This is a genomic window from Micromonospora sp. NPDC049559, assembly GCF_040676675.1.
Lineage (GTDB): Bacteria > Actinomycetota > Actinomycetes > Mycobacteriales > Micromonosporaceae > JBFAPK01.
Window position 1 is genome coordinate 107,202 of record NZ_JBFAPK010000029.1, and the last position, 11,515, is coordinate 118,716.

Consider the following 11,515-nt stretch of genomic DNA (forward strand, 5'->3'; position numbering starts at 1 on the left):
GGTTCGCCTAAGTCGACCACGGGGGTCGGAAAGGCTCGACTCCCGGTCACTGACCGTGTCCACCCAAACCGAGTTGGCAATGAATTACGAACCGCTGGCGCCGAGTACAGAAAATTTGATGAGACGTATTTCGATGATTGCGATCGTTTAGGTGCGCAGCGTTACCCGGATGGGATACAACAATTGCGATGGAACGGCTTGCCGCGCCCGCGACACTACTTTCGGTGCTTCCTTCGCCACTCCGTACCGGTTCCTGGTGCGGATCTGCGCGGTGACGTCTGGGTGGTTGCGGGAGCCGCCCATGTGCGCCTTGCTGGGGGCGAGGCCCGGGCTGCCGGACCATCGAACGTGGTCCGGTGGGTGGCCAGCCGCAGGAAACGTTGCATCGCATGCCCGAAATACCTGGTTAAGTCGTACATGATGGACACGACGCATTCGTGTGCGGAGGCCGATTGGCACGAGAGGTCTCGTTGGGCGTTGAGTGAATCAGACCCCGGTTCGAGGGGTGATGGGGTTGCGTCCGGCCGGCGGACTTGTCCCTACCGAACGGTTAAACTTTCTCGCCGGGGGCCCGTCCGGGCTGCTGCAGCTTTGCCGCCTTCCGGGATTGTGGCACCATCATGGGAACCTCCATGCCACCTCTTTCTCCACCATCCTCGACAGGAGCAACCGATGTCTGCTCGAAGACTGGGCCGGCTGCTCGGCACGACCCTGGCACTCATGGCAATCGCCGCCGTTCTTCTTGGTGCCGCCGACGACGGCACTCTGCGCACCGACGACTGGGAATGGTCGGCCTCGGTGCCGGCGGCTGTTCTCGACGCGTCGCATCTGTAACCCTGGGGCGTCGGCGTGTGAGCGACCCCTTAGCGCACAGCTGACGAAGTCGCGTCGTGGGCGATGAGGGGGCGGGATGGTCAGGCGCGAGAAGCCAACGAAGAGATCCAACGAGCTCGCCTGGCTGATCACCGGCCCGCTGAGCCTTCTCACAGTACTCTGCTCGATCCTGGTGGGCCTGGCCGGTGATAGTTGGTTCGGCGGGTGGTTCGGCGCCGGCCTTCTGCTGGTGTTCATGGTGGCCGCCGGCCTGCCGATCCTGACGTTCGTGACCCGGGGGCAGGCGCTCTCCGTCTCGTTGACCGAGATCCCCCTGGTTCTCGCGTTTTTCTTCCTGCCACCGCTCACTGTGGTGCTCGTCTACACGCTTGCGGCGCTGATTATCCAACTGCGCCGTAAGCTCGGGCCGGCGAAGTTCTGGTTCAACGTCGCACGCGCCGCCGCAGCCGCCTCGCTGGGAAGTTTGCTGCTTCTGGCCCTGCCGCCGATCAAGGGCACCGGACCCGGCACGTGGGGCGTCCTCTTCGCCGCGGTCACCCTCGTCACCCTCGTCACCCTCGCCTCCGTGATCGGCGTTATCACGCTGGTCCAAGGCTGGCAGGCCGGATGGGATGCGCTGCGCAGGGCGGCCTCGACCGCCCTCGCGACCGCGGTCATCAACGTCGCGATCGGCCTGATCATCCTGATCACGCTGGTCGCCACCTGGTGGTCTGTGATCCCACTGGGGGCCTTGACCGCCGCCCTCATCTTCGTTTACGCGTCCTACGCGCGGTTCTTCCGCCAGCACCGCACCCTCACGGACATGTACGACCTGACCCGCGCGATGTCCGAGAGCCGGCAGGACGGCACGCTGGCGGACTCGTTACTGGGCCGGGTTCGAGCCCTGATGCAGGCCGAATACGCGACGCTGTGGGTGCCCGCGCAGGGCCGGCACCCCGAAATCCTGCTCACCGCCCGCGTACACGACCCGGGCCTGCTCGACTTCGCGAAGGCACCCTCGGTCGTCCGGGAGCGTGCGACCGAGCAGGGCCGCACCATTGCCCTAGGTGAGCGCGTCCGTGGCGACGAGCAACTCCGGGAACAGCTCCGCGGAAGCGGCGTGAAGGACGTGATCGTTGTTCCACTCCGGTCCGGCCAGGCCGTGATCGGAACGCTGGAGGTGGTGAACCGGCTCGGTGACCTCGGCCATTTCGCGACGGCCGACGTTCCCGTGTTCGAGACCGTGGCCGCGCACGTGGCGGTCGCGCTGGAGAACTCGCGGCTCGTCGACCGGCTGCGCTACGACGCGTACCACGACGGGCTGACCAAGCTGCCGAACCGGCGGCGGGTCACCGAGGCGCTGGACGAGGCGGTCCGGGTACGCGCGCCCGGCGAGATGGTCGCCGTACTCCTCTTCGACGTCGACGCCCTGCGCCGGGTCAACGAGTCCCTCGGGTACGCCGCGGGGGACAAGGTGCTGGTCGAGGTGGCCAACCGGTTGCGCTCCTCCGCACCCCCGGGCGCGCTCGTCGGCCGGCTCAGCGGCGACGAGTTCGTGGTGACCCTGCGGGTCGAGAGCGCCGACTCGGCGCTCGCCCTCGCCACCGAGCTGCGCGCCCAGATCCGCGACCAGATGGTCTTCGACGCGCTGACCCTCGACGTGGACACGGCCGTCGGGGTGGCGGTGCACCCGGACCACGGCAGCGACCCGGCCCTGCTGCTGCAGCGGGTGGATCTCGCCGCCTCCGCCGCCAAGACGACCCCCGGCGGGATCCAGCTCTTCAGCACCGGCCTCGAGTCCCGGTCCATGCGCCGGCTCGGCCTCGCCGCGGACCTGCGCCAGGCGTTGGACAACGGCGATCTGCAGGTCTACTTCCAGCCGAAGGTGACCCTCGGTGACCGGAGTCTGGTCGGGGTGGAGTGCCTGGCCCGCTGGGAGCATCCCGCCCACGGTGCGGTCGCGCCGGAGGACTTCGTCGCGGTCGCCGAGCACACCGGACAGCTGAGCCGGCTGACGGAGGTGGTGCTCCGGGAGGGGTTGCGGCGCAGCCGCGACTGGAGCGCCGTCGACCGGCCGCTCGCCGTCGCGGTCAACCTCTCCGCCCGTACGCTGAGCGACGTCGACTTCCCCGGCCTGGTGCAGGACCTGCTCGCCGAGTACGCGGTGCCGCCCGACCGGCTGACCTTCGAGATCAAGGAGGTCGGCGTACTCGACGGCACGGATCGGCCCATGCCGACCCTCCGGCGGCTCCGGGAGATCGGCGTACGGCTCTCCGTCGACGACTTCGGCACCGGCTCCTCCCCGCTGGCCCACCTGCGCCGGTTGCCGGTGCACGAGGTGAAGGTCGACCGCTCCTTCGTCCAGGGCATGGCGACCGACCCCGGCGACCTCGCGATCGTCAACGCGGTGGTGACCCTGGCCCAGCAGTTCGGGCTGACCGTGGTGGCCGAGGGGGTAGAGAGCGAGCTGACCCTCGAACTGCTCCAGGACATCGGCTGTGAGATCGGGCAGGGTTTCCTGTTCAGCCGGCCGCTGCCGTACGAACGGTTGGAGGCCTGGTTCGGGGCGCAGCCGGAGGCGGACGGGGCCGTTCCGGCCGACGTACGGCGGCTGCGGGTCGTTCCCTGACGGTTCCCGCCCGCCCCGCCCGGATCCGGTCCGACCCGCGAGCGAGCGGGCGGAACACCGCGCCGAGGCCACCACGCGCCCAGCCGTCACCGCCGCACCTTCCGCCCGGAGGCTCGCGCTGCCGTGCCGCGCCTGCCGGCCCGCCGTCGAGCGCTCTGAGCTGCGCGAACCCGAGCGGCGCCGGAGGGTGGGGGCTCTGATTTCACCTCTGGATCGGGGCCGTGTACTCTAATCCCTGCGCGCCTCCCGGGGAGATCGCGCGGAGGCCCCCTTAGCTCAGTCGGCAGAGCGTCTCCATGGTAAGGAGAAGGTCTACGGTTCGATTCCGTAAGGGGGCTCAGTGGGTCTAGCCGGACCCAGGTACGGCGGTGTAGCTCAGTTGGCAGAGCAAGCGGCTCATAATCGCTGTGTCGCCGGTTCAAGTCCGGCCACCGCTACTTCTGGCCGCCGGGATCTTCCCGGAGTCCCGAAGGTGACGGGCGCCAGTGGCGCCCGCTTTGCATGTCCGCGCAGCTAGCGTCTACGCTGGTGCGTTGTAGTTGTTCCGCTAGCGAGGAAGGCCCTCCGCCGTGGCCAAGGCGACCGATGTCCGTCCGAAGATCACTTTGGCGTGTGTGGAGTGCAAGGAGCGCAACTACATCACGCGCAAGAACCGCCGCAACGACCCGGACCGCATCGAGCTGAAGAAGTTCTGCCCCCGGGACGGCCGGCACACCGTTCACCGCGAGACCCGCTGATCACCGCCGGCCCCGCGCCGGCTCCCAGCACCGCTCGCACCCGTAGCTTCGAAAACGCCGATCCGGCCCGAGAGCGCGCCCGACGCGCCTCGGACCGGATCGGCGTTTCCGCGTGCGCGGGAGGCCCGCCGGCGCACGACCTCTCCGGCCGGCCGACCCGGCGGCCCCGCCGGGTATCTTCACCGGCATGCCCTTGGACCCGTCCTTCGTCGGCCGGAGCTACCCGCCGACCGCCCCGTACCTGGTGGGGCGCGAGAAGATCCGTGAGTTCGCCACCGCGATCGGTGCCACCGACCCGGCGTACCACGATCCCGCCGCCGCGCGTGAGCTGGGTCACCCCGACGTCGTGGCGCCGCCGACCTTCCCGTTCGTGATGACGATGGCGGCCACCGCCCAGATCGTCGAGGATCCCGCCCTGGGCGTGGACTACAGCCGGGTGGTCCACGGCGACCAGCGCTTCGCGTACACCCGCCCGGTGGCGGCCGGCGACGAGCTGGTCTGTGTGAACACCATCGAGGAGATCACCTCCCGGGCGGGGCACGACTTCCTGACCACCCGGACCGAGGTCGCGACGGTCGCCGGCGAGCCGGTGGTCACCGTCTGGTCGAAGCTCGTCGTACGCGGGGAAGAGGGCTGACGTGGAACTACCGGTGAAGACCTTCCGGATCACCCGGGCCGATCTGGTCCGGTACGCCGGAGCCTCGGGGGACTTCAACCCGATCCACTGGAGCGACCGGTTCGCCACGAAGGTGGGGCTCCCCGGGGTGATCGCGCACGGCATGTACACGATGGCGCTGGTGGGCCGCGCGGTCACCGAGTGGGCCGGCTCGCCGGACGCGGTGGTGGACTACAGCGTCCGCTTCACCCGCCCGGTGGTGGTACCGGACGACGACGAGGGGACCGAGATCGAGGTCAGCGCGGTGGTCAAGGAGGTCACCGAGGACGGGCTGACCCGGCTCGAACTGACCGCGACCTGCCTGGGTGTGAAGGTGCTGGGCCAGGCCAAGGCCACCGTGCGTAGCCGGGGTTGAGAGGTCGTCCGGCGCGCGTCGCGGGACCGGTTGGGAAAGTTGCGGTCGTACCCGTACACTGGTCCGCCGTGGGGCAAGTGGCCTCCCGACCAGGCATGCGTGCCGGAGCGGGTGGCTCCTTCCCGCACAGGGGTGTAGCTCAATTGGCAGAGCAGCGGTCTCCAAAACCGCAGGCTGCAGGTTCAAGTCCTGTCACCCCTGCGCCTGAGGCCTGACCGTTCCCGGGGGTCGGAGTTCGGCCGGCCCGTCCCGGGACGGTAGGACCAGTACGCGTGCGTCCACCGACGTGCGAACCGACACCCGCGACGGAGGGCGAAGTGGCCGAGAGCAATCGGCGCGGCGAGGACGACGCCGCCGACGACCGCCTCGACGACGAGACGATCGACGACGCCGTCGACGATGACGCCGACGAGCCGGCCGCCCGGGGCGGCGGCACGGCCACTCGTGAGCGCACCAAGGCGGACCCCGCCGACAGCCGGAAGGCCAAGGCCGGCACCGGTCGGGTGGGAATATTCGGCCGGCTCGGGCGGTTTTTCCGCGAGATCGTGGCCGAACTGCGTAAGGTCATCTGGCCGACCCGCAAGGAGCTGCTGACCTACACCGCCGTGGTGGTCGTGTTCGTGGCCGTGATGCTGACGATCGTGGCCGGGCTGGACTTCGGCTTCGCCAAGGGCGTGTTGTTCGTCTTCGGCAACGGCGGCTGAGCAGCTGACACAGCAGATAGTGACGGAAGTGAGCGAGCGTGCCTGAGTACGACGAGACCGCCGAGTCCGTGGACGAGCAGTCCTCGGTGGCGACGGCGGCGGATGACGAGTCGGTCGAGGCCGCCAACGAGTCGAGTTTCGTCAACCCCACCGAGCCGGAGTCGGACGAGAACTACGACCCGGTGGCGGAGCTGCGACAGAAGCTGCGTTACGCCCCGGGCGACTGGTACGTGGTGCACTCGTACGCGGGTTACGAGAACAAGGTCAAGACCAACCTCGAGACCCGGATCACCTCCCTCGACATGGAGGAGTTCATCTACCAGGTCGAGGTGCCGACCCGCGAAGAGGTCGAGGTCAAGAACGGCAAGCGCTCGCAGGTGCAGGCCAAGGTCTTCCCCGGCTACATCCTGGTCCGGATGGAGCTCACCGCGGAGTCGTACTCCTGCGTACGCAACACTCCCGGGGTCACCGGCTTCGTCGGCGCGACGGACCGGGCCGACCGGCCCGCGCCGCTCTCGCTCGACGAGGTGATCAAGTGGCTCGCCCCGGCCGTGGAGACGGGCGAGCAGAAGAAGGCCAAGCCGGAGATCAAGGTCCTCGACTTCGAGGTCGGCGACTCGGTCACCGTCACCGACGGCGCCTTCGCCTCGCTGCCGGCCACGATCAGTGAGATCAACGCCGACCAGCAGAAGCTCAAGGTGCTGGTGTCGATCTTCGGTCGCGAGACCCCGGTCGAGCTGAACTTCAACCAGGTCGCCAAGATCTAGCGCTGGCCGGAGCTGACGCGTCGGGGCGCTGCCCCGACCGGTCCGGCCCGATCCCTCGCCCGGCGCGAGACCGGGCCGGCCCGGCCCGGTCCGGACCCTCGGCGGCCGGGCCCGGCGACTCCTGCGCTACCCTAGAACGTCGCCCGCGCCCCGTGCTGACCGTGCGCGCCCGGCGCCAGGTGCACATCCACCAGTCCAAGCCCCAGGAAGAGACATGCCTCCCAAGAAGAAGCTCGTCAAGACGTTCACGCTGCAGCTGCCGGCGGGCCAGGCCACCCCGGCGCCGCCGGTCGGCCCCGCGCTGGGTCAGCACGGCGTGAACATCATGGAGTTCTGCAAGTCCTACAACGCGCAGACCGAGTCGCAGCGCGGTGACATCGTCCCCGCCGAGATCAGCGTGTACGAGGACCGGTCCTTCACCTTCGTGCTGAAGACCCCGCCCGCGGCGCGCCTGCTGATCAAGGCGGCCGGCGTGCAAAAGGGCTCCGGCGTGCCGCAGAGCCAGAAGGTCGGCTCGGTGACCCGGGCGCAGCTGCGCGAGATCGCCGAGCGGAAGATGGCCGACCTCAACGCCAACGACGTCGAGCAGGCCGAGAAGATCATCGCCGGCACCGCGCGTTCGATGGGGATCACGGTCAAGGACTGACGTCCGCGACCTCCCCCTAAGCCAGCCCAAGTTCGTGGGAGGGTACGCGGCGTCCGCGGCCCGCCAGAAACCACAGGAGTAATTCGAGATGCGTAGCAAGAACTACCGCAAGGCCGCCGAGGCCGTCGACCGGGCGAAGCTCTACACCCCCGCCGAGGCGGTCAAGCTCGCCAAGGAGACGACCAACGTCAAGTTCGACGCCACGGTCGAGGTCGCGATGCGCCTCGGCGTCGACCCGCGTAAGGCGGACCAGATGGTCCGCGGCACGGTCAACCTGCCGCACGGCACCGGCAAGACCGCCCGCGTGATCGTGTTCGCCGCGGGGGCCAAGGCCGACGAGGCCGTCGCCGCCGGCGCCGACGAGGTCGGCACGGACGAGCTGGTCGCCCGGATCCAGGAGGGCTGGCTGGAGTTCGACGCCGCCATCGCCACCCCGGACCAGATGGCCAAGATCGGTCGGATCGCGCGGATCCTGGGCCCGCGCGGTCTCATGCCGAACCCGAAGACCGGCACGGTGACGATGGACATCACCAAGGCGGTCGCGGACATCAAGGGCGGAAAGATCACCTTCCGGGTGGACAAGCACTCCAACCTGCACCTGATCATCGGCAAGGCCTCGTTCTCCGAGAACCAGCTGATCGACAACTACGCCGCGGTGCTCGACGAGGTGCTGCGCGCCAAGCCGTCCGCGGCCAAGGGCAAGTACCTCAAGAAGGTCACCCTGACCACGACGATGGGGCCGGGCGTTCCGGTCGACCCGAACGTGGTGAAGAACCTCCGCGAGGCCGTCGAGGCCTGATCGCGGCCTCGCGACACGGACCGGGATCGAGGGCGTCCTTCGGGGCGCCCTCGATCTTTTTTGTCCGGTCCGGGTGGGTGGCTGGCCGCTGTTGGGCCGCCGGGTTCGCCCGGCGCTGGGTTTGTGGGGGCGCCGGGTGGGTGGGGCGCCGGCGGGTTTGTGGGGGTGGGGGCCGGATCGCCCACTCTGGGCGGTCAGGCTTGATCCCGTCGTGGGCGACCCGGCCCCACCCCGCCGGGTCGTCGTTCGTCGCTTGGCCGCCGGGCCGTGGGTGTTGTCCCGTACCTGTCCGGGTCCTGTTCGCGGGTTGGTGCCGTGGTCCGCGTGCCGCACCTTCCACGTCATGGTTCGTGGCGCCGGCCCGGGGCCCGGGGCAGCCGCGACGGGCGATTCATGCGAGGCTTCCTGTCATGCGGCTGGAGGATGTCTGGTTGCGGTACGGCCGGCGGACACCGTGGGTGCTGCGCGGCGTCGACGTGGAGATCTCGCCGGGCGAGGTGGCCGTCGTGCTCGGGCGCAACGGCGTGGGCAAGTCCACGCTGCTCCAGCTCGCGGCCGGCGTCCTCCGGCCGACCCGCGGCAGGGTACGGGACCGGCCCCGCGTGGTTGGCTGGGTCCCCGAGCGCTTCCCCGCCGACCAGCCGTTCACTATCCGGCAGTACCTGACCTCGATGGGCCGGCTGCGCGGGCTCTCGGCCGCCGCCAGCCGCGACGCGACCGGGGCGTGGACGGAGCGGCTCGGCGTGGTGCCGTACCTCGACGTCCGGCTGCCCGAGCTTTCCAAGGGCACCGCCCAGAAGGTGGGCCTCGCGGCCGCCCTGCTCCGCCCGCCCGACCTGCTGGTGCTGGACGAGCCGTGGGAGGGGCTCGACGCGGCCACCCGGGAGCAGGTGCCGCTACTGATCCGGCAGGTGCGCGACGGGGGCGGCGCCGTGCTGGTCAGCGACCACCGGGGCGAGACCGCCCGGCTGCCCGGCGCGCGGCAGTGGAGCGTGGCCGACGGTACGGTCTCGGTCACCGTTCCGGAGTCGGAGCGGGAGGGGATGGCGGTCGTCGAGGTCGCCGTCCCCGCCACCCGGGCCGCCGACACGGCCGCCGCCCTGCGCGCCGCCGGGCACCAGGTGCTGCGGGTACGCCAGGCCGACCCGTCCGAGATCGGTTGAGGGGGAGTCGGGGATGTTCGCGCTCGTCCGGATGCGTCTGACCGGTTTCGTGCGTACCGGTCGGGCGCTCGCGCCGCTGATCGCGGGGCTGGTGGTGCTCGGCGTCCTCTACGGCGGCGGGCAGGCGCAGGCCGGCGAGGCGTACGGCGTCTCCGCGGCCGTGCTCTTCCCGGTGCTGGCCTGGCAGGCCAAGTTGCTGCTCGACGCGGAGCCGGACGTGCAGCGCCGCCTCGCCCTGGTGGCGGTCGGCAGCCGGTACCGCGAGCTGGTCGCCGGGCTGCTCGCCGCGACGCTGGCCGCGCTGGTGACGGTCGTGGTCGCGCTCGTGCTGCCGTGGCTGGTCGGTGGGATCAGGGGACCACGCTCGGCCGGCGAGGCGCCCCTGTCGGAGGGGATCACGCTCGGCGTCTGGGCGCACCTGCTGGCGGTACCGGCGGCGGTGGCGCTCGGCGCCCTGGCCAGCCGGGCGGCCACGCGGAGCACCACGTACGGGATCGTCGTGCTCGTCGGCGGGGCGGTCGGCGCGGTGGTGATGGGGTTGAAGAACTCGGTGGCGCCGTGGCTCGCGCCGCCCGTGATGGCGACGGCCCGGGCGCTCAGCGGCGGGCCGGACGGGGTCGCGGTGGTCACGCTCACCCTCCAGGCGCTGCTCTGGAGCGCCGCCGTCCTGACCGGGTACGCCTGGCTGCGCCGCCGGTGGTGACCCGGGCCACCCGGGGTGATTTGGTGGTGACCTGGGGCGTCGCGTACTGTGGGGCGAGTGCCCGGCCTCAGGCCGGGTGCGATTCGTAACCACCCAGAGACCGCTGGTCATCGTGCTCCGGCACGATCGAAGGTCCCGCAGTGACGGGCGACCCGCGCAGGGGGAGACGGTGTCGCGTCGGGTCATCCTCGGATGATCGTGTCCGCCCCGTGCGCCCTGCGCCGGGGCTTTTCTCGTTGCCGCGGTTCCCGCACCGCCGACCCCGCGTCGGCGAGCCAGCCTGGAGCAATGAGAGAGGAGGGACATGGCGGACAAGCCGGTTCGGGCCGACAAAGCCACCGCCGTCGCCGAGCTCACCGAGCAGTTCCGGTCCTCGAACGCGACCGTGCTGACCGAGTACCGCGGCCTCACGGTCGCCCAGCTCACCCAGCTGCGCCGCTCGCTGGGCCGGGAAACCACCTACTCGGTCGCGAAGAACACGCTGGCCAAGCGCGCTGCGACGGACGCTGGCATCGAGGGCCTCGACACGCTGTTCACCGGTCCTACCGCGCTGACCTTCGTCTCCGGCGACGTCGTTGAGGCGGCGAAGGGCCTGCGCGAGTTCGCTAAGGCCAACCCGCTGCTCAAGATCAAGGGCGGCGTGTTCGAGGGCAAGGCGATCAGTGCGGACGAGGTCAACAAGCTCGCCGACCTGGAGTCCCGCGAGGTGCTGCTGGCCAAGCTGGCCGGCGCGATGAAGGGCAACCTGAGCAAGGCCGCGGCCCTGTTCCAGGCGCCGCTGGCGAAGACCGCCCGCCTCGCGGCCGCCCTGCAGGACAAGCGCGAAAAGGAGGGTGCCGAGCAGGCCTGACGGTCCGCTCGACGCACCGGTCGTTCGTTAGAGAAATAGGGAAAGGACGCCAGACATGGCGAAGCTCAGCACCGAAGAGCTGCTCGACGCGTTCAAGGAGATGACGCTGATCGAGCTGTCGGACTTCGTGAAGCAGTTCGAGGAGACCTTCGAGGTCACCGCCGCCGCGCCGGTGGCGATGGTTCAGGGCGGCGGTGGCGGCGGTGCCGCTCCGGCCGAGGCCGAGCCGGAGAAGGACGAGTTCGACGTCATCCTCGAGGCCGACGGCGGCAAGAAGATCCAGGTCATCAAGGTCGTCCGCGAGCTGACCGGCCTGGGCCTGAAGGAGGCCAAGGACCTGGTCGAGGGCGCGCCCAAGCCGGTCCTGGAGAAGGCCAACAAGGAGAACGCGGACAAGGCGAAGGCCAAGCTCGAGGCCGAGGGCGCCAAGGTCACCCTGAAGTAGTTCGCCGGCCGCCGACCGGCGGCCCCGTCCGGCACCCTCGATCTCGGTCGCGGACCCGGGCGGTACGGGGATGGCGCCGTCCCCGTGCGGTGACCTGACGCACATCGCGTCGCCGGCGGGGGGGGGGGGGGGGCGCCCCCCCCCCCCCCCCGGCCGGGCGGCCCCCCCCCCCCCCCCCCCGGGATAGGGGAAAGGCGCGGGGGGGGAGCAGAGTTGGGTGGGGGTGTG

Annotated in this window: 13 protein-coding genes and 3 tRNA genes; all 16 read left to right on the top strand. The window is 70.3% G+C overall.

Annotated elements, in window-relative coordinates; genetic code table 11:
• Positions 1–672 precede the first annotated feature (672 nt).
• Positions 673–834, top strand: a complete 162-nt coding sequence (locus AB0J86_RS27050) for a hypothetical protein (protein ID WP_363860419.1) — start codon at positions 673–675, stop codon at positions 832–834.
• Between the two features lie 76 nt (positions 835–910).
• Positions 911–3,442, top strand: coding sequence for a bifunctional diguanylate cyclase/phosphodiesterase (locus AB0J86_RS27055; protein ID WP_363860420.1), 2,532 nt, complete (start codon positions 911–913; stop codon positions 3,440–3,442).
• Between the two features lie 265 nt (positions 3,443–3,707).
• Positions 3,708–3,780: transfer RNA gene (locus AB0J86_RS27060), tRNA-Thr, on the top strand.
• A 26-nt stretch (positions 3,781–3,806) separates the two neighbouring features.
• Positions 3,807–3,879 (top strand) — tRNA-Met (locus AB0J86_RS27065).
• Between the two features lie 132 nt (positions 3,880–4,011).
• Entirely contained in the window at positions 4,012–4,179 is a 168-nt protein-coding gene (gene rpmG / locus AB0J86_RS27070) for a 50S ribosomal protein L33 (protein WP_007073056.1), read from the top strand.
• 187 nt (positions 4,180–4,366) lie between these two features.
• Complete coding sequence (locus tag AB0J86_RS27075; RefSeq protein WP_363860421.1) at positions 4,367–4,816, top strand: MaoC family dehydratase N-terminal domain-containing protein; 450 nt, start codon at positions 4,367–4,369, stop codon at positions 4,814–4,816.
• 1 nt (position 4,817) lies between these two features.
• The gene (locus AB0J86_RS27080; protein WP_363860422.1) at positions 4,818–5,210 is read left to right on the top strand and encodes a MaoC family dehydratase; all 393 of its coding nucleotides are present in this window, start codon (positions 4,818–4,820) and stop codon (positions 5,208–5,210) included.
• A 128-nt stretch (positions 5,211–5,338) separates the two neighbouring features.
• A tRNA-Trp gene (locus tag AB0J86_RS27085) sits at positions 5,339–5,411 on the top strand.
• Positions 5,412–5,527: 116 nt separating this feature from the next.
• Positions 5,528–5,914, top strand: a complete 387-nt coding sequence (gene secE, locus AB0J86_RS27090; RefSeq protein ID WP_363860423.1) for a preprotein translocase subunit SecE — start codon at positions 5,528–5,530, stop codon at positions 5,912–5,914.
• 38 nt (positions 5,915–5,952) lie between these two features.
• On the top strand, positions 5,953–6,681 hold the full coding sequence (nusG, locus tag AB0J86_RS27095; protein WP_363860424.1) for a transcription termination/antitermination protein NusG: 729 nt from the start codon (positions 5,953–5,955) through the stop codon (positions 6,679–6,681).
• Positions 6,682–6,895: 214 nt separating this feature from the next.
• The gene (gene rplK, locus AB0J86_RS27100; protein ID WP_363860425.1) at positions 6,896–7,327 is read left to right on the top strand and encodes a 50S ribosomal protein L11; all 432 of its coding nucleotides are present in this window, start codon (positions 6,896–6,898) and stop codon (positions 7,325–7,327) included.
• A gap of 88 nt (positions 7,328–7,415) precedes the next feature.
• Complete coding sequence (gene rplA / locus AB0J86_RS27105; RefSeq protein WP_363860426.1) at positions 7,416–8,126, top strand: 50S ribosomal protein L1; 711 nt, start codon at positions 7,416–7,418, stop codon at positions 8,124–8,126.
• A gap of 410 nt (positions 8,127–8,536) precedes the next feature.
• The gene (locus tag AB0J86_RS27110; RefSeq protein ID WP_363860427.1) at positions 8,537–9,289 is read left to right on the top strand and encodes an ABC transporter ATP-binding protein; all 753 of its coding nucleotides are present in this window, start codon (positions 8,537–8,539) and stop codon (positions 9,287–9,289) included.
• Positions 9,290–9,302: 13 nt separating this feature from the next.
• Complete coding sequence (locus AB0J86_RS27115) at positions 9,303–9,992, top strand: hypothetical protein (protein WP_363860428.1); 690 nt, start codon at positions 9,303–9,305, stop codon at positions 9,990–9,992.
• Between the two features lie 304 nt (positions 9,993–10,296).
• Complete coding sequence (gene rplJ / locus AB0J86_RS27120) at positions 10,297–10,842, top strand: 50S ribosomal protein L10 (protein ID WP_363860429.1); 546 nt, start codon at positions 10,297–10,299, stop codon at positions 10,840–10,842.
• A 55-nt stretch (positions 10,843–10,897) separates the two neighbouring features.
• Positions 10,898–11,287 (top strand): 50S ribosomal protein L7/L12, encoded by a 390-nt coding sequence (gene rplL / locus AB0J86_RS27125; RefSeq protein WP_363860430.1) that lies wholly within the window; start codon positions 10,898–10,900, stop codon positions 11,285–11,287.
• Positions 11,288–11,515: the final 228 nt, after the last annotated feature.

Bases quoted from the DNA above. Each gene is read 5' to 3' on its own strand.
- AB0J86_RS27050 (WP_363860419.1), top strand. From the start codon at position 673: ATGTCTGCTCGAAGACTGGGCCGGCTGCTCGGCACGACCCTGGCACTC.
- AB0J86_RS27055 (WP_363860420.1), top strand. From the start codon at position 911: ATGGTCAGGCGCGAGAAGCCAACGAAGAGATCCAACGAGCTCGCCTGG.
- AB0J86_RS27075 (WP_363860421.1), top strand. From the start codon at position 4,367: ATGCCCTTGGACCCGTCCTTCGTCGGCCGGAGCTACCCGCCGACCGCC.
- rplK (WP_363860425.1), top strand. From the start codon at position 6,896: ATGCCTCCCAAGAAGAAGCTCGTCAAGACGTTCACGCTGCAGCTGCCG.
- rplA (WP_363860426.1), top strand. From the start codon at position 7,416: ATGCGTAGCAAGAACTACCGCAAGGCCGCCGAGGCCGTCGACCGGGCG.
- AB0J86_RS27110 (WP_363860427.1), top strand. From the start codon at position 8,537: ATGCGGCTGGAGGATGTCTGGTTGCGGTACGGCCGGCGGACACCGTGG.
- AB0J86_RS27115 (WP_363860428.1), top strand. From the start codon at position 9,303: ATGTTCGCGCTCGTCCGGATGCGTCTGACCGGTTTCGTGCGTACCGGT.
- rplJ (WP_363860429.1), top strand. From the start codon at position 10,297: ATGGCGGACAAGCCGGTTCGGGCCGACAAAGCCACCGCCGTCGCCGAG.
- rplL (WP_363860430.1), top strand. From the start codon at position 10,898: ATGGCGAAGCTCAGCACCGAAGAGCTGCTCGACGCGTTCAAGGAGATG.